This is a genomic window from Mycobacterium sp. ML4 (assembly GCF_054515735.1).
Genome location: NZ_JBTNSY010000008.1, coordinates 20,464 through 45,108, shown reverse-complemented (window position 1 = coordinate 45,108; position 24,645 = coordinate 20,464). Strand labels below are relative to the sequence as shown.

Below are 24,645 nucleotides of genomic sequence, written 5' to 3'. Positions count from 1 at the left end.
AAGGTTGTCCAATTGCGGAACCCGCTGTTCACCGGTGTTTGAGCCAGAGTCGCTCAGAATCAGCAGCCCTCAACGCGGACTGTCGCTGCCGAGACTGCCCTCCCCGGCAGGTGTGCCGTTGCCTCCCGCTCCGGGCTGCATGCGGATCCGCCGTCGCCGCGCCGGCCGCGGGACGTCGTCGCGCTGGCGCCATCGCCGATGAGGCTGTGCCCCATCAGCAGTTGCGTCGGTGTGTCGATTGCGTTGACCAGCTCCTGTTACAGCGTGTTGGTGGCCTCGGCTGAGGCGTAAGAGTTCGCGCCGGCCGTCAGCGTCTGCATGAACTGGTTTTGAAATGCTGCGAGCCGGGCGTTGAGCGCCTGAAATTGCTGGCCGTGGGCGCTGAAGAGCGGCCCCCGGCATGGGGCCCGCCGTCACCGGCATTGCGAAAACCTCCAGCTCGATGAACCTGCGCCACGACTACACGCTGCGGGCCGAACTACGCTGGGGCATTCGGTGCGCCATGGCCCGGCTGAGCATGTTGTCGGCCAAACGTGCTCGCCGCAGCATCGCCGGTCATCCAGAGCCCAGGCTTCGGGATGCCGATGGCGTCCTGAGTATCGGCGCGGTCAGCCCGGGTCACGGGCAGCTCAGTGGTCCTGATGGGTCAGCGCGTCGGCGGCTTTAGCTGATTCGGCGAGGGCGCTGTCGGCTGGCACACCGCTCATCGCGGCGGCCAGAGCGGCACTCGCGCTCTGTCCGCCGAGTTCGAAATAATCTAGGGCACAACGTAATTCAAACAGGCTAGCGCCCTGGTGGCGGGCAAGTTGCAACGCGCTCTCGAGGTCGGCGCGACGCGCCGCGGGATCAGTCTGCAGCTGCGCTCGAAGCCGCAGCAGCTCGGAGTCATAGAACGACATCCCCGTCTCGTGGGCCATCGCCAGGGCCGCATCGAGCCGGGCACTGTCGTGGCGGCCCGCCGCGATCATCACCCGGGCGAGCGCGCCCTCGAAGAAGGGGAGGTAGACGTTGAGGTCGGCGGCGCGCAATTCGTCGACCAGCGCGGTGATCTCCGCGATTCGATCGTCGACTGCGGGCGATGGCCGGTCTGTCATGGCCAGAACTTCCGCGACGGCGTGCTGGATCGTGCCTCGCAAACGCCACTGATTGAAGCCGTGGCGCTGGGCGTCTTCAACGAGTTCGACCGCGAGCGCCGATGCACGGTGGAACTGACCGGTTTCGATCTGCACCCAGATCTCTACAAACCGCAGGTAGGCGAGGCTGTAGGGACCTTGCGGAAACCCGGTCCCCTCAACCGATTTCGCGGCGCGTGCCAACTCCGCCTCGGCCGCGGGCAGGCTCCCCCGAATCAATCGGACCAGAGCCAGATGAATGCGCGCCGCGACGATCGGGTCTATCGGTAGGTAGCCCACAGTCTCCGTGCTGCGACCGGCGGCCGGCCCAGGTTCGGTGGCCAGCTCCAATTGTGTTTGCGCGGAGCCAAATTCGCCTCGCAGAAAGGCCAGCACCCCCGCCCAGGCGTCGGTACGCGGCCAGGACCCCGGTTGCCATTGCTCCAGCGCGGCGCGCAGCAGTTCTAGTGCCTTGGTCGCGCGGCTGAGATCGGCGCGACCGGTGTAGTAGCCGGTCAGCACGCCCAACGTCGAGAACAGCTCCTCCGCGGTGGACGTCTTCCCCTGGTTGTCGACGGGCACTTCGGCCCCGATCAGTTCCAGGCAACGCTCCAAGTCCGGGGCAACCACGGGACTCGATGGACTCACCGCGCTTCCGGTGAGGAATCCCCGGCCCAACCGGAACGCGATCTCACGGCGGTCCCGATCCGGGCTGGGCGGACACTGGTCGAGCTGCGCCAGGCCGTGGCTCAAATAGATGCGCGCCTCGGTCAGGGCGCCGCGGCGCCGCGCCGCTGCCGAAGCCTGCTGGTAAGCGGAGGCGGCATCCTCAAAGCGTTCGGCCTGCCGATAGTGCCCGGCGACCAGGCCCCAGTCAGGCTCACCGCCGAAATTGCATAAGGCGTCGCCCACTCTTGCGTGCAGTTTCCGGCGCACGCTGGGTGGCGCCAATTCGACGGCGACCTCGCGCAGCAGCTCATGGCGGAAGCGCCAGCCGTCGCTGTTCCACCGTTCGAGGACCTGCGCGTCCGCCAACTCGTCGAGGACGCGGCGGACGTCGTCCGCGTCCATCTCGACCACGGTTCTCAGCAGGCCGGTATCGATGTAGCGACCGATGACCGCCGCCGCTTCGACCACCGGTACCACCTCGGCACTGGCCCGGAGCCGGGCGAACAACGGTTCGTAGAGTGCCTCCGGCACGCCGACCTCGGTGATCCCGGACACTACTTGTTCGATGTAGAAAGGCACGCCGTCGCAGCGGGATTTGACAGTGGCCCGCTCCTGCGGCGTCAAACCCGGATTCAGCGCGACGATCAGCTCGTCAGATTCCGGCTCCGTCAAGGGTTTCAGATCGAACACCGTCTCTCGCCAGCTGTCCGGCAACCATCCCTTGTCCCGGCCGGTGACGACGAGCAGAACGCGTCCGTCCGCCCCGTCGAGCAGTCCGTCGAGCACCTCGAGGCTGGTGCGATCGAACCAGTGCGCGTCCTCGGCGATCACCAACCCGGGCACGCCTTGCAGGCAGGCCACGAGATAGTCCCGGACTGCGTCGGCGATCAGATCGTAGAGTCGGCGGCCTTCGTCGGCAGCGGCCTGATACCCGTGCTGGGCGTCGATACCCAGCACCGGCGCCAATAACGGGACGAAACGAGCGGGATCCAATCCGATCCTGGCCAGTTCGGCGTTCAGCAGCGTGAGCCGGTCGGCAGGATCGGTGAGACGGCCGATGCCGCAATGGCGTTCGATGAGGGCACGCACCGGATACAGACCGGCGTCGGCGTGAAAGGGCGAGCCGATCAGCTCGATCACCGCGTTCCCGGACTGCCCGACCAACTCCTGGCCCGCCATCGCCAGCCGGCTCTTGCCGATGCCGGGCTCACCGCAGAACACCACCGGAGTCCCCAGCTGTCCGGCCTGCGCCAGCGTCCAGCTCTTCTGCAGGTGCTGCCATTCGCTGTGTCGTCCGACGAGAGGGCCGGGCGCGACCCGGGCCGGCACGGATCGTTCGCCGAGTACCCGATGGTGGTCGATGAGGCCCTCGACGCCCTTCACCGGTGCGGCGGCGCGGGTCTCCAGGTCGAACGCGTCGTACACCAGACGTGCGACGGGTTCGGATATGACCACCGCCCCAGGCGGCGCCAGGCTGCACACCCTGGCCGCCAGGTTGGCGCCCAACCCGTACACGTCAGCCTGGGTGGTGTCCAGATAGACCACGCCACGGTGCACACCGACTCGCACGCTGATCTCAAATCCGAAGCGCGCCTTGGCCTTCGCGCTCAATCTCGGCACGGCGCGAGTGATCTCCAATCCGGCGAGCACGGCGCGGCGCACATCGTCCTCGTGTGCCACCGGGTAGCCGAACACTGCCAGCAAACCGTCACCCGCGGTCGAGCCGATGTGGCCCCCGAAGCGGTTCACGATCGCCAGCACCTCTTGGCGGTACCGGCCGACCACCAGGCGGTACGTCTCCGGCTCGGTGCGGGTCGACAACGCGGTGGAGTCGACCAAGTCGGCGAAAAGAATTGTCAAACGCCGAATCTCGCCTCCACGGGCGGGCGCGGCCAGTAGTTCCTCAGCGTCGGGGTTGCCCCCGTCGGCGGCCAGCACCTGCCCCGCCAACGCCGTCGCCGCGGCGTGATCACCACTGGTGAGTGCCGCTACCGCGCGATCCAGTAATGCATCGATCACTGCGGGCCCGCCTTGATCGTCCACCTCGTGTCACCCCCGGCAAGGTAACCCCCGGTTATGTACCGATCTATCTTCGCCGACGCCGGGGTCGGTCAGCAAACTCAATTTGGTTGCCGACGCTGGCCGGCGGTGCTCGGAGAGCAAACGGGCGGTGCCACGGGTAACCGCCGGTTCCTCGAAGCCGAGCGGAGGTCGATACGTCAAGCATCGCTGAAACAGTCGAGCAAGCTGAGGGCAACGTCGTCAAGGCGGCCGAAGTAAGCCCGGCGGTCGGTCGCTGCTCATAGGCTTATTGCGTGATACGAGTTCGGCCGCAGCTCGCCCGCTGTGTTGCAGCGAGATAGGGTTCACGCGAAGGGACCGTGGCGATGAATTTCTGTTTATTGCCTCCGGAGATGACTTCGGCATTGATCTTCGCCGGATCGGGACCCGGCCCGATGTTGTCCGCGGCGGCGGCCTGGCGCGGCCTGGCGGGTGAACTGAGCTGTGCTGCAAGTTCCTTCAGCTCGGTGACCGCTGCATTGGCGGGCCAATCGTGGCGGGGCCCGGGGGCGGAGGCGATGTCGGCGGCGGCAGTGCCCTACCAACGCTGGCTCAACGCCGCGGCCACAGTTGCCGATCGGGCCGCCGACAATGCCCGCACTGCTGCTGCACTGTATGAAGCTGCGCGATCAACCGTAGTGCCTCCGGCAACGATTGCGGTCAATCGCAGTCGGCTGGTATCGCTGTTGCTTTCCAACTTACTCGGGCAGAATGCCCCGGCGATCGCGGCCGCTGAAGCGGCCTACGAGCAGATGTGGGCCCAGGATGCCGAAGTCATGTCGGGCTATCGCGCAGCGGCTTCGGCGGTGGCGACCCAATTGTCACAACAGTGGCTACCCGGCCTCAACCTCGGTATCGGCAATATCGGGAGTCACAATCTAGGCAGTGGCAACACCGGCTCCGACAACCTGGGCAGTGGCAACCAGGGCAATGCCAACCTCGGGAGCGGCAACGCCGGCAGCGGCAACGTAGGCAGCGGCAACTACGGCGAACTGAACTTGGGCAGCGGAAATGGCAGCATTCTTCTCGGAATAAAGTCGAAGTTCAACGTGGGAGGAGGGAACGTAGGAGATTTCAATATCGGCTTCGGTAATGCCGGATCCTTCGGTGCCGCGGGCAATCGAAATATCGGCAACGGTAACCTCGGCAGCCTTAATCTCGGCAGTGGGAATACCGGCAACGGCAACGTCGGCTCGGGTAATAACGGCAGCGCCAATATCGGCTGGGGCAACACCGGCAACGGCAACTGGGGACTGGGCAACAGTGGCAGCAACAATGTCGGCTTCGGCAATTCCGGCCATGGCAACATCGGCGTCGGCCTCGGCGGAAACAACCAGTTCGGCATCGGGGGTCTCAACTCAGGCGGTGGCAACATCGGGTTTGGCAACTCCGGCACCCACAATATCGGCTTTTTCAACTCGGGCAACGGCAATTTCGGTATCGGCAACTCAGGTGACACCAATACCGGTGTCGCCAACTCCGGAGCCCTCAATACCGGTATCAACAACTCGGGGCACAACAACACCGGCGCCGGGAATTCTGGTGCCGGTCCGCTCGCCGGATTCAACACCGGTTTCGGCAACACCGGTGAACACAACACGGGCTTTGCCAATGCCGGTGACTTCAACGCGGGAATGTTCAACGGCGGAAATCACAGTACTGGCAGCTTCAATTCCGGTTTTCTCAATACTGGATTCTTCAACTCCGGCAACGTCAACACCGGCTTGGCGAACTCGGGAGGTCAAGACACCGGTCTGCTCAATTCCGGAAGTTACAACACAGGGTTGGGTTCCGCCGTAAACCAACCCGTCCTAAACTCGGGTTTCGGCAACGTCGGAATAGGAAACTCAGGCTTTTTCAACACGGGTGGCGACAGCTCCGGCATCGGAAACTCGTCCATCGTCTTCAACACCGGATTCTTCAATGTGGGCGACCGGAACACCGGCCTGTTCAACATCGGCTACGGGAACACGGGGCTGCTCAATTCCGGGGCGGGTTTCAACAGCGGCCTCTTCAACTCGGGCAACGGCGGATTCAACACGGGCTTGCTGAACTTCGGGAGTGTAGGGCGTAACTCGGGTCTCGTTAACTCCGGTGGTGCCAACTCCGGCGGCTTCAATACCGACCCTGGTAAATCTGGGTTCTTCCGCTGATGGATCCCCCGCCACGTGATCTTGAGATGCGGCCGACATTGCGCTACACCGACGTCGGAATCGCCACGACGCCGCTGCCCGCCGTTGCAGCTTTTGGGTTTGACTATTCTCCTCGGTGTGCTGGCCGGTGCGTGAGTTGATGGAAGCGGAGTATTCGATGGGCCCCGGTTGGGATGCTCGGAGCTTGGGCCCGGTGGACCGCATTGAAGAACACTTCATTCGCGGCGCCGGCAGGTTCGTGGACGCCATGCGATTCGACGGTGCGGCGCACGGTTGCGTGGTCCGCTCGCCGTGGCCCCATGCCAGAATCCGCCGCATCGACGCCTCGCAAGCAGCGTGTGCGCCAGGCGTTCTCGCTGTCATCACCGGCGACGACATTGCAGCCTCAATCCGCCCGCTGGGCTGCATCATCCCGCTGCGGTCCCATGACGGAACGCCGCGGGTGGATGCGGACCGAGCCGTATTGGCGGTAGACCGGGTGCGCCACGTCGGTGATGGCGTCGCGTTTGTCGTCGCGGAAACCTCGCGCCAAGCCGCTGTCGCTGCTGCCCTCGTCGACGTCGACTACGAGCCGCTGCCGTACCGATCCGACGTCTCCTCACCCAGAATGGAGGTGGCCATTTGGCCAGACGCTCCCGACGACGTGTGCTTCAACTGGCGTTTCGGGGACGCGGAGGCATGCCGGGAGCTGTTCGGGTCCGCTGATCACGTGGTGCGAATGATGCTGGAATCACCGCGGCTTGTTCCTTACCCAATCGAACCGCGTGCGGCGGTCGGCCTTTACGACGCGCATACCGACACCATGACGTTGCTGGCGAATACCCAAGGGGTGCACTTGGTCCGCAATGTGCTGGCGAAGGCTTTCAACCGTGACGCGCAGCGGCTTCGGGTGGTGACTCCCAATGTCGGCGGCGGATTCGGCGCGAAGATCTACGCATATCCCGAACATGCACTCGTGTTGGAAAGTGCACGCCGGCTGCGGCGGCCGGTCCGTTGGACCGCGACACGTTCAGAGGCCTTTCTGTCCGACACGCAGGGGCGGGGACACCTAACCCATGCGGCGATCGCTTTGGATAAGGAAGGGCGGTTTCTGGCGTTATCTGTGCACCCCACTGTGGATCTGGGTGCCTACTTGTCTCAGCTGGCTCCAATGACGGCGACCGGAGTCGGTGCGCCGGTGCAGACTGGCGCCTACCGCTTCCAAGCCGTGGAAATTTCGGTTCGTGCGGTATTCACGAACAACGTGCCGGTTGACGCTTTCCGCGGCGCAGGCCGCCCCGAGGCGACGTACGTCCTGGAACGCTTGATCGACCGGGCCGCACGCGAGCTGCATATCGACCCGGCAGATCTGCGTGCCCGGAATCTTCCGGGCACGCAGACCAAGCCCTTCGTCGCCACCACCGGACTCGTCATCGACGGTGGGCGTTTCCTGGACAACCAGGTTCGCTGTCTTGATGTTGCTGACCGGGCCGGTTTCGCTGCGCGTCGAGAGGAGTCCGCTCGTCGGGGACGGCTACGGGGCTTCGGTTTCGCCAACTATGTAGAGGCCAACGGTGGCCTGCAGGTCGCCGCGGCTGTCAATGCGGGAGGCTTTCCGGTCGAATGTGCCTCGTTGCGCTTTTCCGATGACGGCTACCTCGACATCGTGGTGGGGACCCAGTCCAGTGGACAAGACCACAGCGTTCCGCTGCAGCAGTTGGCCGCAGAGCGACTCGGGGTGGATCCCGAGCGTATCAGCGTGCGAGAAGGAGACAGTTCCATCGCAACGGTGGGTGCGGGCACGGGTGGATCGAAGTCTCTGCTGACGTCCACGAACGCTCTGGATCGCGCCATCTCCGATGTGGTGGAGCGGGGCAAGAAGGTACTGGCCGACAAGTGGGGCGTTGACGTGAAAGCGGTGGGATACCGCGAAGGGATTTTCGTGGCCGATGCCGGTGATGGTGAATTGCTCGCCTGTTCCATCCCCGACGTCGCCTGGCAATGGCCGGGCATACTTGATGGCACCTCGGAGGCCACGTTGCAGAAAGGCAGCTTCGCCAACGGCTGCCATGCGTGCGAGCTGGAGATCGACCCGGACACGGGTTGGGTCAATGTGATTCGCTACGTCGCCGTCGACGACTTCGGCTGTGTCGTCAACGAGCGGGCGGTGCGCGGACAAGTGCAGGGAGGCGTCGCACACGGCATTGCGCAGGCTCTGATCGAGCGCGCGCCCAGTTGCGAGGATCTGATCGGCATCTCAAATCGCTTGGGAGCAGCCTACTCTCCACCAATCGCAACAGAGTTTCCCGAAGTTGAGTGGGTTGACAACGGACTGCCCTCAGCGGCCAACGTGCTGGGGGCTAAAGGATGTGGCGAATCCGGAACGGCCGCAGCGCCTCCCGCGGTGATGAACGCCATCGCCGATGCTTTGCGCAATTATTCGGCGGCAGACCACCTCCAAATGCCAGCCCGTCCGGATGCCGTATGGAGGACAATCCATGAATGACCCTGCGCCGCAAAAGACTCATGTCATCAGATTGTCGGTCAACGGCAAGCGATACGAGCTTAGCGTTGCCCCCCGTGATCGCTTGACCGATGTTCTGCGTGGTCAGCTGGGACTCACTGGCGCCGCGATCGGATGTGATACGGCCGTCTGCGGGGCGTGTACGGTGCTGATGGACCGTTCAGCGGTGAAGTCATGCACCGTCCTGGCCGTGCAGGCCGCGGGATCGGAGATCGCTACCATTGAAGGCTTGTCGGAAGCGGACTCGCTACACCCCTTGCAGGATGCCTTCATTCGGCACGGCGCGGTGCAATGTGGGTACTGCACTGCCGGAATGATCATGGCGGCAGTCGATCTGGTGTCCCGCTCCGAGGCGTCTTTGCCGGACCGCGTCATCCGCGAAGGCATCTCCGGGAACTTATGCCGCTGCACGGGTTATCGCAGCATAGTCTCGGCGATCGCTGAGGCTGCCAGGGCGATGGCCGGTGAGTCCGCGGATGGACGTTGGCGTTGAGCACCTGGGTTTACCACCGTCCCAGTAGTATCGGCGAAGCTGTTCGGTTGCTCTCCGCCACCGGCGGTCTCGTCTTGGCCGGCGGCCAAACACTGATTCCCGCGTTGAGCAGAGATCCAGGCAGTTCGGTTGATCTGGTCGACCTGGACGCGGTAACCAGCCTGCGAAGCATCGCGGTCGTCGATGGTCGACTGCACGTCGGCGCAATGGCCACTCACACTCAGATCAACAGCAGTATCCTTGTTCGTCAATCGATTCCATCACTTGCGTGGATGACGACCGAGATCGCTGATCCGCAGGTGCGAAACCGCGCGACCATCGGCGGCTCACTGGCCCTCAACGATCCGGCCGGCGACTATCCGGCCGTATGTGTCGGATTGGATGCAACGATTGTCACCGACCGGCGCCGGATTCCAGCACAGGAATTCTTCCGGGGACCGTTCACGACGGCCCTTGCTGATAGTGAAATTGTCGTGTCGCTGACATTTCCTGTCCCGCGCAAGTCTGCGTATGTACGACTCCCTGATCGCCGCGCTCACAGTGCGCTCGTAGGTGTTTTGGTTGCTCAGAGCGACTCTGGATTCAGGGTCGCGATCAGCGGGCTGGCCTCAGGTGTGACGAGGTGGCAGGAGGCTGAGGAGATGCTGGCTCGGAAGTTGCGAGCCGATTCGTTGCGAGATATCACTTGGCAGGCCGCAGGTACCGACCCCTATCGGGCTCACCTGGTCAAGACGCTGACTGCACGCGCAGCACAGTTTCTGCAGTCGTGATCAGCAGTCGGCCTACCGTGGGTACGACGCGGCGCGTTCGATACCCGCCAGTCGCCGGTTCACGTCGTCTATCAGCGGGCCACAATCGCCACCTCCGTTGACCGCTGCTCCGACCGCGGTGATGGCGTCCACAGTGTCCTCCATTTCCATGGCGAACGGGATGATCTGTAACGCAACAGTATTCACCGGTGGCGGTTCGAGGACGGCGGCCTGCGCCGCATCGCGGACCCGGTGGGCGAGCTGATAGGCATCGTCACGAACGGCCTGATAGCGCCGCCGTTCGGGTGCCGGTTTCACCGCCTCTTCGAGGTAACCGCGGGCCGCGGCCAACGCCAACGTCAGCCTGGCGGAGCCGGGCAAGCGCCTGGCGCCAGGCCACACCAGATAACCGAATACGACCGCGACAGCGGCGCCGATGATGGTGTCGACCAAGCGGATTCCCGGAGCCACCGGATCCGGCTGACCGATCGATTGTGACAGCAACGCCGCACTGGTAATGCCGATGACGCTGAGTGCGTACAGTTTCGGCGCGGCGAGTACGGCGAACCCCATCATCAGGGCGGCCGCCACCACTACGGGAAACCCGGAGGAATAGACGGCAAGAAAAGCCGTCGCCATCAACGCGCCAAGCAGCGTCCCGACTATCCGGTTCACCGTACGCACGAAAATCGACGCATATTCCGGTCGTACGATCACCGCGCTGGTCAACGGCAGCCAGAACGAGTGCTCGGGTTGGTGCATGGCGACTGTGATGCCGGTAGCCACCGCTTGGCACAGGCCGATCCGTGCACCGTTGGCCAGTGCGGTCTCCGACGTGGCTGTGCGGAGCAGCGACGAAAAGCGGCGAGCCGCGGGCAGCGGGGTTCCCGGTCGAACCGGTTGGTTGCTCAGCGCATCCGCCAACGCCATGAGTCCCGGGTCATCAACGGCCGTGAATTCAACCGAAATGGGTTGGCCGGCGCGAACTTGGCTGCCGGCCAGTCGGATCGCGGCAACTGCCGGTTTCGGCACCGGCCGCCGTTGCGCATAGAGTGTGGCCGCCGCGAGTGCCACGAGGTCCGAACGCCGACGATCTCGCATCGGACGCACGCGCGCCGATGCGGCGGCCAGCCGCGCCCGAGCCGAAGTCGCCTGTTCGGTCCCGATGGCCTCGCAAAGGTCAGCGGCCGCATCGAACAACGCGGCCGCCTCGCGGCGTTCCGGCTCGTCCCGACGTAACGCCCACGAGACCAAAACCCCGACAGCCGCAAGCGCCGATCCGATCAGGTACCAGACCACCTGCTGGGGCCAGGGCAGCGGTGATCCCCCGAATTGACCGAACGCTACGCCGACGGACAACATCATCGCGAAAGCTGTTGCACTAGGGCCTATTCCACCCACCATTCCCGAGATCGCACCGGCACCGGCGGCCGTCATGACCAGCGCGGCGGCCGAACCGGGCCACAGCACGGCACCCGCGCTGATTCCCAGCGCCCCCCCGATCGCCTGTGCCGTCACCGCCCACCAACGTGCGCGGTACAAGCCGGTGGACAGGAAGCTCACCGCGCAAGCTGCACCGAGGAACGCCAGGCCCAGGAATCGGAGATTGCCGACGAGCAAGCTGGTACCGGCGATCAGCGCAGCAGTGGCCACTGCCCACGCGGCCGGGCCCAAAGCCCAGCGAGCGTTGGACGGCCGCAGCGCACCGACCGCGCTGCGGCAGAGCGCCGAAAGGTAGGAGCTCACTAGGAAGCGCGCTCCCGGCGGTGGCAACCAGCGTCGCGTCGCCCAAGAAGGCGTCGCCGAGCGAGCTCCGGTTGCTGTTCTCGCAGCTTAGCTAACACTGTTCCTCGATTGAATCGCACGCAGACCCGGTCGTGAGGCAGACCACGGACCGCATCGTACGGGCTCTCCGGCCGTTGGAGTGTCGACTCGCACCGCCATGCTGCGCGACGCTCAGCTCAGTACGAACTCAGAGCCCCCTGTCAGGATTGAACTGACGACCGCTCGCTTACAAGGCGAGTGCTCTACCACTGAGCTAAGGAGGCCGGTGAAACCCGTGCCAGCCTAACTGGTCACGGCTCGCCTTCGACGATCCGCTGCGAGCGCACCGGTCGCGATGAGGAACGTGGCCGGCGCCCCGGCAGCGGTATCCGGTCGGCGATGTTGCTCAATGGGTTGACCACCATGGTGAGCGAGATGACCGCGTCCTGCAGTGTGGCGATCGCGGGTTCCAGCGCTTCCATCCCGGGCGCCAGGCGCGCCAGGGTGTCGGCCACGTCGGCCAGCTGCTCCAGCGGACCGTTCTTGGCCGTCAGGGTGTCGATGAGTCCCCCTTCGGAAAGCAGCTTGTCGGCCAGCCCGTCCTCGGCCAGCACCCGCTCGATCATCCCGTCGGCGCCCATCAGCTGGTCGGCCAGGCCACCCGGCTGCAGGGCCCGATGCAACCCACCACCTTCGGCAGTCAGGCGGTCGATCAGCCCGCCTTCGGCGGTCAGCAGATCGACCACCCCGCCGGGGCGCAGCATCCGGTCCATCGGACCATTGGGCGCCACCGCGCGTCCCAGCGGCATGTCGTCGTCCAACAGCCGCGCCAACCGATTGGCCCGAGCCAGCGCGTCGTCGATGCCGAGCATGTTCGCCATCGCATTCGAACCACTCGCGCTGCTGGGATCGATCAAAGCCTGCTTGGCCAGGCCCACCGCAGCACCGGCAAGATTCAGGCTCGCCTCCGCGGCGGCCAGACCGGTTCGCGCCGGAGCGGTAGCCAGCGCGACCAGCGTTTTGCCGAGGTCCATCTTTCGAGTCTATGCGCGACTCAGCCACGAACAACACCGCGCGGGTCCCAGCCAACGCTGCGACACCTGGCAGACTGCTAGCAGATTACTTGCAACGACCTTTCAGGAAGTTTTCAATGAGTTTGAAGCTAGTACTCAAGTTCGGGTCAGGAGAGTGACGATGACTATGGGACACCCCGGCGAGGCGACTCAACCCGAGGCGCGCATCCTCGTCGTCGACGACGAGGCGAACATCGTCGAACTGCTTTCGGTGAGCCTGAAGTTCCAGGGATTCGAGGTCATCACCGCGACCAACGGTGCCCAGGCCCTCGACCGGGCCCGCGAGGCCCGGCCGGACGCGGTGATCCTCGACGTGATGATGCCCGGAATGGACGGGTTCGGGGTACTGCGCCGACTGCGTGCCGACGGTATCGATGCCCCGGCGTTGTTCTTGACGGCCCGCGACTCGTTGCAGGACAAGATCGCCGGGCTGACCCTGGGCGGCGACGACTACGTCACGAAACCCTTCAGTCTCGAAGAGGTGGTCGCCCGGCTGCGGGTGATCCTGCGGCGCGCCGGCAAAGGCAGCAGCAACGAGCCCCGCAACGCCCGGCTGACGTTCGCCGACATCGAACTCGACGAGGAAACCCACGAAGTGTGGAAGGCCGGCCAACCGGTGTCCCTGTCGCCCACCGAGTTCACCCTGCTGCGCTACTTCGTGATCAACGCGGGCACCGTGCTGAGCAAGCCGAAAATCCTGGACCATGTCTGGCGCTACGACTTCGGCGGCGACGTGAACGTCGTCGAGTCGTACGTTTCATATCTGCGCCGCAAGATCGACACCGGGGAGAAGCGGTTATTGCATACGCTGCGTGGCGTGGGCTACGTGTTGCGCGAACCTCGCTGAAATGACCGAACGGTATCGCCGGGGAGTGCCGCTACGGGTAGGTCTGGTCGCGGCCACCCTGGTGCTGGTGTTGTGTGGGCTGCTGGCCTCGGGCGTGGCGGTGACGTCCATCCTGCGCCACAGCCTCGTCAGCCGCATCGACTCGACCCTGATGGATGCCACCCGCACCTGGGCGCAGGCCCCGTGGCGGCACACCACCTCCAACGGGCAGGGCTTTGATCCGGCCCGGCCGCCGTCGAAGTTCTACGTGCGGGCGATCAGTCCTGACGGCCACACGATGACCGCGATCAATGACCGCAACGCCGAACCCGCGTTGCCGGCCAACAACGACGTCGGTCCGAATCCGACGACGCTGCCCTCGGTCAGCGACTCCGATATCCAATGGCGCGCGGTGACCGTGCGCGGGCCGCAGGGCGGCATCACGACGGTGGCCATCGACCTGTCCGATGTCGACCACACTGTCCGGTCGCTGGTGTGGTTGCAGGCCGGTATCGGGACGGCGGTTCTGGTCGTGGTCGGAATCGCCAGCTTCGTGGTGGTGCACCGCAGCCTGCGGCCACTGGCCGAAGTCGAGCAGACCGCCGCCGCGATCGCCGCGGGCCAACTCGACCGCCGCATCACCCAACGCGATCCCCGGACCGAAGTCGGCCGGCTTTCGTTGGCGCTCAACGGAATGCTGTCGCAGATCCAGGAAGCGCTGGCTGCCTCGGAAGCGTCGGCCGAAACGGCGCGCGGCTCGGAGGAACGGATGCGCCGGTTCATCACCGACGCCAGTCATGAATTGCGCACCCCGTTGACCACCATCCGGGGATTCGCCGAACTGTACCGGCAGGGCGCGGCGCGCGATGTCTCGATGCTGCTGTCGCGGATCGAAAGCGAAGCCAGCCGAATGGGTTTGCTGGTCGACGACCTGCTGTTGCTGGCGCGCCTGGATGTGCAGCGACCATTGGAACACAACCGGGTGGACCTGCTGGCGCTGGCCAGTGACGCCGTACACGACGGCCGCGCCATCGACCCCAGCCGCACCATCGCCATGGAGGTCTTCGACGGCCCCGGTACTCCGGAGGTGCTGGGCGACGAACCGCGGCTGCGGCAGGTGCTCAGCAACCTGGTAGCCAACGCAATCCAGCACACGCCGGTGACCGCCGATGTCACCATTCGTGTCGGCACCGCCGGTGATGATGCGGTACTCGAGATCGCCGACCAGGGACCCGGCATGAGCCAGCAGGATGCGGATCGCATCTTCGAGCGCTTCTACCGCACCGATTCCTCGCGCGCGCGAGCCAGCGGCGGCACCGGCCTTGGTTTGTCGATCGTCGACTCGCTGGTGAAAGCGCATGGCGGCAGCGTCACGGTCACCACCGCGCCCGGCGAGGGCTGCTGCTTTCGGGTGGCCCTGCCGCGTGTCAGCGACGTGCCGGCTCAGGTCGGCTGAGAGGCGCCAGGCTGTCGCTGCCAGGTGGGCAAACGGGCGACCGCCAACCCCGCGCGCGACTGCCTGGCAGCGACAAAGTCACGCCAACTCGGCCAGCGCCGCCTTGATCTTGGCCTGGGCCTCGTCCAACGACTCCGGCGACGGATTGCGGTCGACCTGGGCGAAGCCGAAATCGCTGAGGTTGCGTGCGGGAAAAACATGGACGTGCAGGTGCGGCACCTCCAGTCCGGCGATGATCACGCCGGCGCGGTCAGCGGAGAACGCCCTGGTCACGGCCTTGCCGATCAGTTGGCTCACCTCCATGACGCGGGCGAAAGCCGGCGGGTCCACGTTCTGCCATTGATCGATCTCCGCACGCGGCACCACCAGGGTGTGACCTTGCGTCATCGGCTCGATCGTCAGAAAAGCGACGACGTCGTCGTCTTCGTAGACGAAGCGGCCGGGGATTTCACGGTTGATGATCTTGGTGAAGATCGACGCCATTGCCCCAGCATATGTGGGGCTCACGCAATAAGGTCATCGGCGTGCAGGTACGGATCGCGCGACGCAAGGTGCTCGTGCTGGCAGCGGCCGGCGCCCTCGCAGCGGCGCTGCCGGCGTGCGGGGCCGACGACGACGAGCCGTACGAGCTGACCTCCTACGGCTACGATTCCGACGTCACCGAGCCCGGAGCCCCCGAGACGCCCAAGCCGCTCGGTCGGCTGCCCGCGACGGCGACGGTGAACACGGAGTGGTTGCCGCCCGTGGGCCGGCAGACCATGCCGAATTGTTTCGTGTGGGCCACCGTGTACGGATTGGCCACCTTCTACGCCGCTCGCAGGACAGGCACACCGCCCAGCACCCCGGCGCGCCGGGCCGGCCCCGACTACGCCTATATCCGGTATCAGCTGGCGAACAAGCTGGACGCGAACACATGTAAGGGCGGCCAAATGGTCAAGTGCCTGAATTGGTTGCAAACCAACGGCGGAACGCCGTCGCTGGCGGCGGCACCCAACATCGGCAGGCGCAAATCCACCACCTCATGTGAGGCCAACTGGACCGACTACGGGGCGCGCACCATCGACCCGGATCCGTTGTTCCATATCCCCGAGCACAAGTTGATCCGGATCACCGGTAACGACGGCCTGAACAATCTGAAGACCGTGATCGCCACCGGCCTGCCGGTCGCCTTCGGCGTCAACCTCTACAGCGACTTCCCGCATTATCGCGGCACCCCGACGCCGTACGTCGGCAACGGGCAGTGGATGCTCAACGCGTCCGGCAAGAAAGCCGGGCACGTCATGATCATCACCGGCTACGACGACGCCAGGAACAGCGGCGCGGTGCGCATTCAGAACAGCTTCGGAAAGCGTTGGGGTGATCAGGGATTCATGTGGATGGCCTACGAGACTCTGGCCAAGATGGCGCAGGGAACCGGGGTGTACATACCCGACCCGGCATAGCGCAGCGAGTCGGTGCAGCCGAATCGTTAACGCACCGTTGCCGTGTCGTTCTTATTCGTCGCCAGAATCCGATGTGACCCAATTCCCGGGAGGCGACATTGGTGCGTTTTCCCAAAGCACTGCTGGCTATTCCAATGGCAGTGCTTGCCGCATGTGCGGTCTCCGTGGTTCCCGCCCTGGCGCCCGCGCGGGCCGCGGACGCTTTCGGTCCGCTGGGTCCGCCGAATCCCTACATGGCGCCCAACGGGCTGGCATCCATGCACAACGACGCCGGATCCGCCGACGCCGGACCCTTGCCCGGTCCGGGCGCACACCTGGTACCCATCTTCGCATTCCCGCTGCTAGCCGCCTGTCCGACGATCACGCAGGGCACCGACGGCCTGGTGGTCGCGCTGTGCACCACAATCGCCGCACAGTCTCCGGTGCTGCACCTGATCGATCCCGGCGGCATCCTTCCGCAAGTCATCCCGCTGGCCAGCATGGACATCGCCAAGGGCGGCCTGCTCGGGGGCGTCTACGCCTACCTGGACAACAACAACCAGATGGTGCTCATCGACGGCACCAATCATCTGCTACGCGTCGCGCACGCGAAGGACGAGCGGGGTCGCTGGCAGCTGGTCGTCACGCAGTCCACCGATCTGTCGGCCGCCATACCGCCGGGCGACAGTTCGGTCGGCGTCGTCCCCGATTATCAGGGCAACGTCTGGTTCGCCACGGGCGGCGGTGTGGTGGGCGTGGCGAAAGCCGCCGGCGGCGTCGCAAGTTTGCAGCTGCCCGCCGGACAGCAAGTGGCCAACAGTATCTCGGCCTCGCCGCTCAACCGTATCGCGGTGGCAACGACTTTCGCGATCTACGAGATCAACCTCGACGGTGGAGGTAACCCGCAAATCCTGTGGAGCCAGAACTACGACCGAGGCCCGGCCCGCAAGCCCGGCCAGTTGAGCTGGGGAACCGGTTCCACCCCAACGTATTTCGGTCCCACCGGCGCCGAGTATGTGACAATCGTGGACAACGCCGACCCGCAGGTGCACGCGATGGTCTACCAGTCCGGTACCGGCACTGTGTTGTGCCAGCAGACCGTGCTCACGTTGGGCGGGCCGGGCAGCGAGAACTCACCGATCGGGGCGGGCAACTCGATGTTCATCGCCAGCACGTACGGCTATCCCTATCCGGCGGTACCACCGGGGGCCGGTCCGGCAGTGCCGCCGACGGCGCCGTTCGTCGGCGGCATGACCAGGGTGGACATGGACAGTCCCGGACCCGGGTGTCATACCGTGTGGGAGAGCAAGGTGCGCAGCGCCGCATTGCCGCACCTGTCGACCGGCGACGGCCTGATCTACACCATCACCCGGATCGGGTTCGACCAGACGACGCCGGCGGATGTGTTCGCCTACTCCGTCATCGATCCCAATTCCGGCAGTCTGCTGTACCAGCAGCCGAAGTCGGCCACCATCCTCAGCGACCCGATTCAGACCGCATGCATGGTGTTGATGGGCAACAAGATCATGCAGGGCAATATCACCGGACTCGGACGTATCGGCTAGCTACTCTGGTTGTTCGAATTTCATCATGTCGAGGTTCCAGTATCCGCGCATGCTGTTGATCAGTCCCTCGTCGTTGACGCGGTAGGTGAACACCCCGCGCACCTCGCTGGTGAAACCGCCCTCGAACTTACTGTGCAACACCAGGATATGAGCGACCTCGTTGGGTGAGCTGGAGGGGAACGTCTCCTCGCAGGTGATGGTCAGCTGGTTGGCCGCGATGTTCGTGTCGTAGAAGGTCGCGACGCCTTGTTTGCCGTGCACCCCGGTGCCGTCCGGATTGGTGACCGATTTGCCGATCGGGTCCTCCACGACGACGTCCTCGGCCATCAACGCCAGCCAGCCTTCGCGGTCGTGGGCCTGCACGCAGCGCCACGACGATTGTGAGGCAATCAGTGCCGGGGACTGGGCGGTTTGGGTCATTGCGATTCTCTTTCTCTGGATTGCGGACGCCGCCCGGGCGCGGTTTTCGTTAGTGCGGATTCACCGCACAGTCCAAAGCGAAGCACTGTTCCATTGCGTCGGTGCGGTTTTCATCCGAGATGCAGGTGCGAACGCGCTGCGGCCGCCCGGTTCTATGCGGCTGCCATGCATCGTCTCCATCGCAGACATGAGGTTGTACACCGTCAAGGCGCTGAATCGCCCCGGGCGCCAACAGATGCGGAAAGCCGGTCACTCAGGACCAGGGTTACCGATCGGCGTCCGTGTAGCGGATGACGCCGCGAATGTTCTTGCCCTGCAGCATATCCTGGTATCCCTCGTTGATCTGCTCGAGGCGGTACTGGGTGGTGACCATGTCGTCCAGGTTCAGCTTGCCGGCCTTGTACATCGACAGCAGCTGCGGAATGTCGTACTGCGGGTTGCCGCCGCCGAAAATGGTGCCCTGCAAGTTTTTCTGCATCAGCGTCAGCATCGCGAGGTTCAGGTTGACATTGGTGTCCAGCAGGCTGCCGATGGCGGTCAGCACGCAGGTGCCGCCCTTTTGGGTGATGTTGAGGTAGTTGTCGACGTCGGCGCCGTGCAACTCGCCGACGGTGACGACCACCTTGTGGGCCATCAGCCCGTAGGTGACCTCCATGATGCCCATGAGCGCCGCGTTGATGTCGGGGTAGACGTGGGTGGCGCCGAACTTCAGCGCCTGGTCGCGCTTCCACTCCACCGGGTCGATCGCGAAGATGTAGCGGGCGCCTGCGGCGACCGCGCCCTGCAGGGCGGCCATGCCGACCCCGCCGACGCCGACGATCGCGACGTCCTGGCCCGGCCGGATGTCAGCGGTGCGGACCGCCGAACCGTAGCCGGTGGTGACGCCGCAGCCGACCAGCGCGGCGACCTCGAAGGGCACGGTCGGGTCGATCTTCACCACCGAACTGCGGTGCACGACCATGTACGGCGAGAAGGTCCCGAGCAGCGTCATCGGGAAGACGTTCTGGCCGCGGGCCTGGATGCGAAAGGTGCCGTCGCTGACCGCTGCACCGGCCAGCAGTCCGGCGCCGAGGTCGCACAGGTTGCGCAGGCCGGACTGACAGGTCGGGCACTGCCCGCAGGACGGGATGAAGGACAGCACCACGTGGTCGCCCGGGGCGAGGTCCTCCACGCCGGGGCCCACCTCGGTGACGATGCCGGCGCCCTCGTGGCCGCCGAGCACGGGGAAGCCCGCCATCGGGATGCCGCCGGTCACCAGGTGGTGATCCGAGTGGCACATGCCGGCCGCTTCCATCTGGATCTTGACCTCGTCCTTGACGGGGTCGCCGATCTCGATCTCCTCGATGGACCACGGCTGGTTGAATTCCCAGATCAGTGCGCCTTTTGTCTTCACGGTGGACCTGACCCCATTTCGCCTTTGAATTGAGAGTGCCGGGCCCCATCATGCCCGGCACGGTGGTGATGAGTGCCACAGGGCACTCCTGCTGGTCAGCATAGCGCGTTTAACAAAACAAATGCTTGGTTGGGTACTCGCGGCCGGATCACCAGATGGGCACGGGCGCCTCGCCCAGCGGGTAGTAGCCGGGCAACTTCTCTCCGGCCAGGCTGCGTTCGATTCGTCGCTGCATCCCCGGGGACAGCTTTCCGGCCTTCATCAGGTCCAGGTAGAGCGCTTGGACGTGGCCGAAGTCGAAGAAGTCACGCTGCCACTCGATCTTGGCGGCGGCGTTGAGCCGAAACCAGCTGCCGCCGATGCCGTAGATCTCGGATTGACCGCCGTCGGAGTCGATGGCCACCTGCTTCCAGAAGCCCACGATCTCGCCCTGCTTGTCGTCGATGAGCACCTTCTGGTACGGGTACCGCCAATTCTCCAGACCCTCCATCTCCAAGCCCAGCGCGATGTCGCGGATCTCGTCGACGCCGATGCACATCACGTCCTCTTTAGGTCCGATGTTCCATCCGTAGGTCGCGTCGTCGGCGTAGAAGTCGGCCAGTCCCTTCCAATCGCCCTCTTGTTCGGCGGTCCGGTTGGCTTCCAGCCAGCGTGCGACCCAGTCTTCCAATGCTTCCCGCGGATGTGACGGCATCAGTCTTCCTTCTCTTTGATGAAAAGCGCCTGGGTGGGGCAGGACCCGACAGCCCGCTGGATCTCGTCGCGGGTGTCTTCGGGCGGCTCGGGGTCGAGGATCTCGACCTTGCCCCGCTTGGGCACCCGGAAGTACCGTGGTGCCTCGAGTTCGCACATGGCGTGTCCCTGGCACAGGTCCAGATCCGCTTCGATCCTGAATCCCATCGCTGTCAGCCTTGAATACGCTTGCGGTAGCGCACCTTTGCCGGCCGGGCCAGCTGCACCACCATCTTGGAGTGGTCGTTGCGATAGGTGTCTGCGGGCTGAGCCATCTCGAACTCGTACTCGCGCAACAGGACCGAGAAGATCGCCTTGATCTGCATTTGAGCGAACGCGGCGCCGACGCAGCGGTGCCGGCCCGCACCGAATGGAATCCACGTCCAGCGGTTGACCAGGTCTTCCTGCCGGGGTTTCTCGTAACGATCGGGATCGAAGGAGTCGGGGTCGGGAAAGTCCCGCGGGATTCTGTTGGAGATCGCCGGGGACGCGGCGACGAAGTCGCCCTTGTGAATCGGGTATCCCTCCACCTCGAACTCTCCCTGAGCCACCCGCATCAGAATGATCAACGGCGGGTGCAGCCGCAGGGTCTCCTTCAGCACGTTCTCCAGCTTTGGAATCTGGCGCAGCGCATGGAAACTCACCTCTTGGCCGTCGGCGTACAGCTCGTCGAGTTCTTCGACGACCTCGGCGTAGACCCGGGGGTGGCGCATCAGTTCGATCAACGTCCATGCCGAAGTGCCGGAACTGGTGTGATGGCCGGCAAACATGAGCGAGATGAACATGCCGGTGATTTCGTCGGCGGAGAACCGGGGATTGCCGTCGTCGCCCTTGATGGACACCAGCACATCGAGCATGTCCCGATCGCCTTTATCCTTGGGCGGGTGAGCAATACGCTGGTCCATGATCTCCTGCACCAGCGCCACCAGCCCTACGCGGGCCTCGTCGCGAATGCGAAAGCTCTCGATGGGCAGGTACGGGTCGACGTAGCACAACGGGTCGGTGCCACGCTCGAGCTGGTGGTAGAAGTGCGCGAAGCGGGAGTCCAGCTGGTTACGGAACTTCAGGCCGATCAGGCAGGCGGTCGAGGTGTAGATGGTCAACTCGGCGAAGAAGTCGAGGAGGTCGATTTCGCCTTCCTCGCCCCAATCGGCCACCATCTTGCGCACTTCACCCTCGATGGTCGCGGCGTGGCCCTTCATGTGCTCGCCCCGCAGCGCCGAATTGTGCAGCATTTCCTTGCGCCGCTCCGGGCTGGCGTCGAACACCACGCCCTTGCCGAAGATCGGCGTCATGAACGGATAGGCCTCGGCCTGGTCCAGTTCCTCGTCTGCGGATCGGAAGAAGAACTCATTGGCGCCGGCACCGGAGAGCAGAATGACGTGCTTGCCGGCCAGCTGGAACCAGCCGACGTCACCGCATTCATCGCGTACCCGCCGCATCAGTCCGATCGGATCGGTCCGGAACTCTTCGAGGTGGCCGTGTTCCGCCTCGCCGCCGGAAACCCGCGGAACAGTCAGTGTGGTCTTCATGAATTCAGCGCTTCTTCATCGACTTTCAATTGCTGGCGCTCTTTGTTGGCGACCAGGGGCGCTTCGGGCTGGAGCTCCATGCTGACCACGAATCCGCCACGAGGAGTCTCGGCGACAAAAGTGATCGCCCGGGCCAGGTCGAAGGCTCGCAGAAAGTAGTCGTGGCGGGCCTGTCCCCACTTAGCCCAGTCCTCGAGGGCCGGGCCGATCAACTCGGCGGGCAGGCTCCACCCCATCCCCGTCTTGGTCGGCCCGGGGTGCACAATCGACGCCCGCACACCGGTACCCTCCAGTTCCATCTGCAGATTGGTGACCATCGCGGTCAGGCCGGCCTTCGCAGCCCCATAGGCGCCCATGTGCGGACGCTGCCGCAGCGCGACGTCGGAACCCACGAAGATCACGTCGCCACGCTGACGCTCCAGCATGCCGGGAAGTACCGCGGTGGCGAGCCGATTGGCGCCGATCAAATGGATCTGCAGCTGCGACTCGAACGCGTCGCTGTCGATTTCGTGCAGCTTGCCGAAGTGGGTGTCGCCCGCACCGGCGACCAGCACCTCGATGTCACCGAGCTGCTCGGTGGCCTGGCGCACAAAGCTTTTGACCGAGTCCGGGTCGGTGACGTCCAGCGGCAAGGCGATCGCCTCGCCGCCGTCGGCGCGGATCTTGTCGGCGATCTCCTGGCACCTTTCCACCCGGCGCGCCCCCAGCGCCACCGGAAAGCCATGAGCGGCAAGCTCGATCGCGGTCGCGGCACCGATACCCGAGGAAGCCCCCGCGACGATCGCCGGTCTACGTGCCGGGTGCGGTTCGAAACGCGGCATCAGGCAACCTCCAGCGTCACGGGCAGATGAGCGAACCCGCGGACATTGCTGGAGTGGACGCGGACGGCGTTGGCCTCGTCGACTTCATATCCGCGGATTCGCTTGAACAACTCGGTCAGCGCCACCCTCGCCTCCATCCGGGCCAGGTGGGCCCCCAGGCAGAAGTGGGCACCACTGCCGAAACTCAACAATTTCGAACCGATGTCGCGACCGATCACGAAGTCGTCGGGATTGTCGAACGCCCGCTCGTCGCGGTGGGCCGAGCCGGGCAACAGCAGCAACACGTCGCCCTCGGGGATCGTGGTGTCGTACAGGTCCAGCGGACCGGAGACGCTGCGGGCCAGGATCTGACTGGACGTGTCGTACCGCAGCGTCTCCTCCACCCACAGCGGTATCCAGGTCAGGTCGGAGTGGACCGGGACCAGTTGGTCGGAGTTCTTGTGTCCCCAGAACGCGGCGTTGGCAAGGAGTTTGGTGGTCGTCTCGTTGCCCGCGATCACCATCAGGAACATGAACCCGAGGACTTCTTCGTCGGTGAGCCGGTCGCCGTCGATCTCGGCTGCCAGTAGCGCCGAGGTCAGATCATCGGTCAGCTGCTTGCGGCGTTCGGCGATCATGCTCTGGTAGTAGACGATCAGGTTGATCGACGCCTCGATCGCCGACGCCGGCACGTCGGTGACACCGTCCTCGCGGTGCATGACGTCGTCGGCCATGGCGCGGATGCCGTCCCGGTCGGCCATCGGTACACCCATGAGTTCCGAAATCACGTCCATCGGGAGCTTGCCGGCGAACTCGGCAACGAAGTCGACCGTTCCGGATCCGGCCTTTTCCAGCATGACGTCGAGGTGCCGCGCGGCGAGTTCGGTGACCCGGGGCTCGAGTTCGCGAATCCGCCTGGGCGTGAACCCTTTCGACACCAGGGTGCGCAACCGCAGATGGGCCGGGTCGTCCATCGCCAGGAAGGACATCGTCTTCGACGCATGCGGCCCGCGGGAGACCGGGTCCAGCGATACGCCGTCACGATTGGACAACGTGATGCTGTTGCGGAATCCCTGGTGCACGTCGGCATGCCGCGACACCGCCCAGAACCCCAGCGCCTCATTGTGGTAGATCGGCGCCTCGTCGCGCAGTCGCCGATAGTAGGGATAGGGGTCCTCGTGAAAATCGTAATCGTAGGGGTCCAGCACCACATCGGCATCGCCCAGGTGAATCGTCATGCGTCACCGCCGTTTTCGGCCCCGGACAGAATAAGGCGCACCACATCGGCCAATCGGTCGGCGATCTCGTGATAGGTGAACTGGCCACTGCCGGCTTGCACCAGCGCGCCGAAGAAAGCCATCTGCAGGGCAGACACCGTTCCGGTCTGAGCGCCCGGCCCGATAGCCGAGGCGATGCGACGATGAATCTCTGCCCCGATTCGGTCGCGGACCGTACGCACGGCAGGATCGGCACCGCCGCCCAGCAACGCGGCTGTGCATGCCGCGCCCACTTCGGGCTCGTCGGCGACAACCAGCGCCAGGTGCCGCAGTGCCTGATCCACCCGGGTGTGCATCGTCAGGTTGACGTCGGTGAAGTAGGGGACCTGCCGGACCAGATCCAGGTAGATCTCTGCGATCAGGTGGTTTTTCGACGAGAAATAGGTGTAAGCCGTGGCCGGTGCGACCTTGGCCCTGGCCGCCACCATCCGGACGGTCAGGTCCGCATACGTCTTCTCCCGCATGGTCTCCATGCCGGCGGCGAGCACCTTGCGGAACGTTTCCTCCTGGCGGCGGTTCCGCGGCGTTCTACCCGTCGGGTGCTCGGCCCGGTCGGCAGCCGAAACCAGAGCATCACTGGACACATGTCCAAGCTAGCGGATGGGGATAATGAGAAGCAAGTCCTGTACGTGAATCCCGACTTCAT

The 24,645-nt window shown here is 64.8% G+C and carries 20 protein-coding genes, 1 tRNA gene and 1 pseudogene; 8 read left to right on the top strand and 14 right to left on the bottom strand.

Annotated features, from left to right (window positions below):
* Positions 1 to 257: 257 nt before the first annotated feature.
* Together ACX9NE_RS10715 and ACX9NE_RS10710 are read right to left on the bottom strand one after the other, a co-directional pair.
* A pseudogene (locus ACX9NE_RS10715) lies at positions 258 to 377 on the bottom strand (PE family protein); the annotation flags it as partial.
* 252 nt (positions 378 to 629) lie between these two features.
* Positions 630 to 3,824, bottom strand: coding sequence for an adenylate/guanylate cyclase domain-containing protein (locus ACX9NE_RS10710; protein ID WP_459370718.1), 3,195 nt, complete (start codon positions 3,822 to 3,824; stop codon positions 630 to 632).
* 344 nt (positions 3,825 to 4,168) lie between these two features.
* Here ACX9NE_RS10710 and ACX9NE_RS10705 point away from each other — a divergent pair, with 344 nt between their 5' ends.
* The 4 genes from ACX9NE_RS10705 to ACX9NE_RS10690 all read left to right on the top strand — a co-directional run bounded on the left by ACX9NE_RS10705 (position 4,169) and on the right by ACX9NE_RS10690 (position 9,761).
* Positions 4,169 to 5,995 carry a PPE domain-containing protein gene (locus tag ACX9NE_RS10705; protein ID WP_459361821.1) on the top strand — a complete coding sequence of 609 codons (1,827 nt, stop codon included), beginning with the start codon at positions 4,169 to 4,171 and terminating at the stop codon, positions 5,993 to 5,995.
* Between the two features lie 193 nt (positions 5,996 to 6,188).
* Positions 6,189 to 8,480, top strand: a complete 2,292-nt coding sequence (locus ACX9NE_RS10700) for a xanthine dehydrogenase family protein molybdopterin-binding subunit (protein ID WP_459361823.1) — start codon at positions 6,189 to 6,191, stop codon at positions 8,478 to 8,480.
* The gene (locus ACX9NE_RS10695) at positions 8,398 to 8,991 is read left to right on the top strand and encodes a (2Fe-2S)-binding protein (protein WP_459377723.1); all 594 of its coding nucleotides are present in this window, start codon (positions 8,398 to 8,400) and stop codon (positions 8,989 to 8,991) included. The genes ACX9NE_RS10700 and ACX9NE_RS10695 overlap by 83 nt, the downstream gene beginning before the upstream one ends.
* Entirely contained in the window at positions 8,982 to 9,761 is a 780-nt protein-coding gene (locus ACX9NE_RS10690) for an FAD binding domain-containing protein (RefSeq protein WP_459377721.1), read from the top strand. Before ACX9NE_RS10695 ends, ACX9NE_RS10690 begins: the two co-directional genes overlap by 10 nt.
* Before the next feature lie 12 nt (positions 9,762 to 9,773).
* Here the strand turns inward: ACX9NE_RS10690 and ACX9NE_RS10685 are convergent, their stop codons facing one another.
* From ACX9NE_RS10685 to ACX9NE_RS10675, 3 genes are all read right to left on the bottom strand, one after another.
* Positions 9,774 to 11,486 (bottom strand): FUSC family protein, encoded by a 1,713-nt coding sequence (locus ACX9NE_RS10685; RefSeq protein WP_459361829.1) that lies wholly within the window; start codon positions 11,484 to 11,486, stop codon positions 9,774 to 9,776.
* Between the two features lie 230 nt (positions 11,487 to 11,716).
* Positions 11,717 to 11,788, bottom strand: a tRNA-Thr gene (locus ACX9NE_RS10680).
* A gap of 27 nt (positions 11,789 to 11,815) precedes the next feature.
* Positions 11,816 to 12,538: a hypothetical protein gene (locus ACX9NE_RS10675; protein WP_459361831.1), complete on the bottom strand. Its 723-nt coding sequence runs from the start codon at positions 12,536 to 12,538 to the stop codon at positions 11,816 to 11,818.
* A 160-nt stretch (positions 12,539 to 12,698) separates the two neighbouring features.
* Here ACX9NE_RS10675 and phoP point away from each other — a divergent pair, with 160 nt between their 5' ends.
* Together phoP and ACX9NE_RS10665 are read left to right on the top strand one after the other, a co-directional pair.
* Entirely contained in the window at positions 12,699 to 13,424 is a 726-nt protein-coding gene (gene phoP, locus ACX9NE_RS10670; protein ID WP_459361833.1) for a two-component system response regulator PhoP, read from the top strand.
* A gap of 1 nt (position 13,425) precedes the next feature.
* Positions 13,426 to 14,859 (top strand): ATP-binding protein, encoded by a 1,434-nt coding sequence (locus ACX9NE_RS10665; protein ID WP_459361835.1) that lies wholly within the window; start codon positions 13,426 to 13,428, stop codon positions 14,857 to 14,859.
* A 78-nt stretch (positions 14,860 to 14,937) separates the two neighbouring features.
* On the opposite strand, the gene ACX9NE_RS10660 is transcribed toward ACX9NE_RS10665, so the two are convergent.
* Positions 14,938 to 15,342: an HIT family protein gene (locus tag ACX9NE_RS10660; RefSeq protein ID WP_459361837.1), complete on the bottom strand. Its 405-nt coding sequence runs from the start codon at positions 15,340 to 15,342 to the stop codon at positions 14,938 to 14,940.
* Positions 15,343 to 15,383: 41 nt separating this feature from the next.
* On the opposite strand from ACX9NE_RS10660, the gene ACX9NE_RS10655 reads away from it, so the two are divergent.
* Positions 15,384 to 16,301 carry a C1 family peptidase gene (locus tag ACX9NE_RS10655; RefSeq protein ID WP_459361839.1) on the top strand — a complete coding sequence of 306 codons (918 nt, stop codon included), beginning with the start codon at positions 15,384 to 15,386 and terminating at the stop codon, positions 16,299 to 16,301.
* 101 nt (positions 16,302 to 16,402) lie between these two features.
* A complete protein-coding gene (locus ACX9NE_RS10650; protein ID WP_459361841.1) occupies positions 16,403 to 17,845 on the top strand; it encodes a hypothetical protein in 1,443 nt (480 codons plus the stop codon).
* Here ACX9NE_RS10650 and ACX9NE_RS10645 read toward each other — a convergent pair whose 3' ends face one another.
* The 8 genes from ACX9NE_RS10645 to ACX9NE_RS10610 all read right to left on the bottom strand — a co-directional run bounded on the left by ACX9NE_RS10645 (position 17,846) and on the right by ACX9NE_RS10610 (position 24,583).
* On the bottom strand, positions 17,846 to 18,265 hold the full coding sequence (locus ACX9NE_RS10645) for a ketosteroid isomerase family protein (protein ID WP_459361843.1): 420 nt from the start codon (positions 18,263 to 18,265) through the stop codon (positions 17,846 to 17,848).
* A 265-nt stretch (positions 18,266 to 18,530) separates the two neighbouring features.
* The gene (locus ACX9NE_RS10640; RefSeq protein WP_459361845.1) at positions 18,531 to 19,658 is read right to left on the bottom strand and encodes an NDMA-dependent alcohol dehydrogenase; all 1,128 of its coding nucleotides are present in this window, start codon (positions 19,656 to 19,658) and stop codon (positions 18,531 to 18,533) included.
* 148 nt (positions 19,659 to 19,806) lie between these two features.
* On the bottom strand, positions 19,807 to 20,352 hold the full coding sequence (locus ACX9NE_RS10635) for a nuclear transport factor 2 family protein (RefSeq protein ID WP_459361847.1): 546 nt from the start codon (positions 20,350 to 20,352) through the stop codon (positions 19,807 to 19,809).
* The gene (locus tag ACX9NE_RS10630) at positions 20,352 to 20,558 is read right to left on the bottom strand and encodes a ferredoxin (protein WP_459361849.1); all 207 of its coding nucleotides are present in this window, start codon (positions 20,556 to 20,558) and stop codon (positions 20,352 to 20,354) included. Before ACX9NE_RS10630 ends, ACX9NE_RS10635 begins: the two co-directional genes overlap by 1 nt.
* 5 nt (positions 20,559 to 20,563) lie before the next feature.
* Positions 20,564 to 21,922: a cytochrome P450 gene (locus ACX9NE_RS10625; RefSeq protein WP_459361851.1), complete on the bottom strand. Its 1,359-nt coding sequence runs from the start codon at positions 21,920 to 21,922 to the stop codon at positions 20,564 to 20,566.
* Positions 21,919 to 22,743, bottom strand: a complete 825-nt coding sequence (locus tag ACX9NE_RS10620) for an SDR family oxidoreductase (protein WP_459361853.1) — start codon at positions 22,741 to 22,743, stop codon at positions 21,919 to 21,921. The genes ACX9NE_RS10625 and ACX9NE_RS10620 overlap by 4 nt, the downstream gene beginning before the upstream one ends.
* Positions 22,743 to 23,960, bottom strand: coding sequence for a cytochrome P450 (locus tag ACX9NE_RS10615; RefSeq protein WP_459361855.1), 1,218 nt, complete (start codon positions 23,958 to 23,960; stop codon positions 22,743 to 22,745). Before ACX9NE_RS10615 ends, ACX9NE_RS10620 begins: the two co-directional genes overlap by 1 nt.
* A complete protein-coding gene (locus tag ACX9NE_RS10610) occupies positions 23,957 to 24,583 on the bottom strand; it encodes a TetR/AcrR family transcriptional regulator (protein ID WP_459361857.1) in 627 nt (208 codons plus the stop codon). The genes ACX9NE_RS10615 and ACX9NE_RS10610 overlap by 4 nt, the downstream gene beginning before the upstream one ends.
* Between the last annotated feature and the right edge of the window lie 62 nt (positions 24,584 to 24,645).

What these genes read in the sequence shown, in the direction of transcription:
- ACX9NE_RS10705 (WP_459361821.1), top strand. Translation starts at nt 4,169, where the DNA reads ATGAATTTCTGTTTATTGCCTCCGGAGATGACTTCGGCATTGATCTTC.
- ACX9NE_RS10695 (WP_459377723.1), top strand. Translation starts at nt 8,398, where the DNA reads ATGCTTTGCGCAATTATTCGGCGGCAGACCACCTCCAAATGCCAGCCC.
- ACX9NE_RS10675 (WP_459361831.1), bottom strand. Translation starts at nt 12,538, where the DNA reads ATGGACCTCGGCAAAACGCTGGTCGCGCTGGCTACCGCTCCGGCGCGA.
- phoP (WP_459361833.1), top strand. Translation starts at nt 12,699, where the DNA reads ATGACTATGGGACACCCCGGCGAGGCGACTCAACCCGAGGCGCGCATC.
- ACX9NE_RS10665 (WP_459361835.1), top strand. Translation starts at nt 13,426, where the DNA reads ATGACCGAACGGTATCGCCGGGGAGTGCCGCTACGGGTAGGTCTGGTC.
- ACX9NE_RS10660 (WP_459361837.1), bottom strand. Translation starts at nt 15,342, where the DNA reads ATGGCGTCGATCTTCACCAAGATCATCAACCGTGAAATCCCCGGCCGC.
- ACX9NE_RS10645 (WP_459361843.1), bottom strand. Translation starts at nt 18,265, where the DNA reads ATGACCCAAACCGCCCAGTCCCCGGCACTGATTGCCTCACAATCGTCG.
- ACX9NE_RS10635 (WP_459361847.1), bottom strand. Translation starts at nt 20,352, where the DNA reads ATGCCGTCACATCCGCGGGAAGCATTGGAAGACTGGGTCGCACGCTGG.
- ACX9NE_RS10630 (WP_459361849.1), bottom strand. Translation starts at nt 20,558, where the DNA reads ATGGGATTCAGGATCGAAGCGGATCTGGACCTGTGCCAGGGACACGCC.
- ACX9NE_RS10625 (WP_459361851.1), bottom strand. Translation starts at nt 21,922, where the DNA reads ATGAAGACCACACTGACTGTTCCGCGGGTTTCCGGCGGCGAGGCGGAA.
- ACX9NE_RS10620 (WP_459361853.1), bottom strand. Translation starts at nt 22,743, where the DNA reads ATGCCGCGTTTCGAACCGCACCCGGCACGTAGACCGGCGATCGTCGCG.
- ACX9NE_RS10615 (WP_459361855.1), bottom strand. Translation starts at nt 23,960, where the DNA reads ATGACGATTCACCTGGGCGATGCCGATGTGGTGCTGGACCCCTACGAT.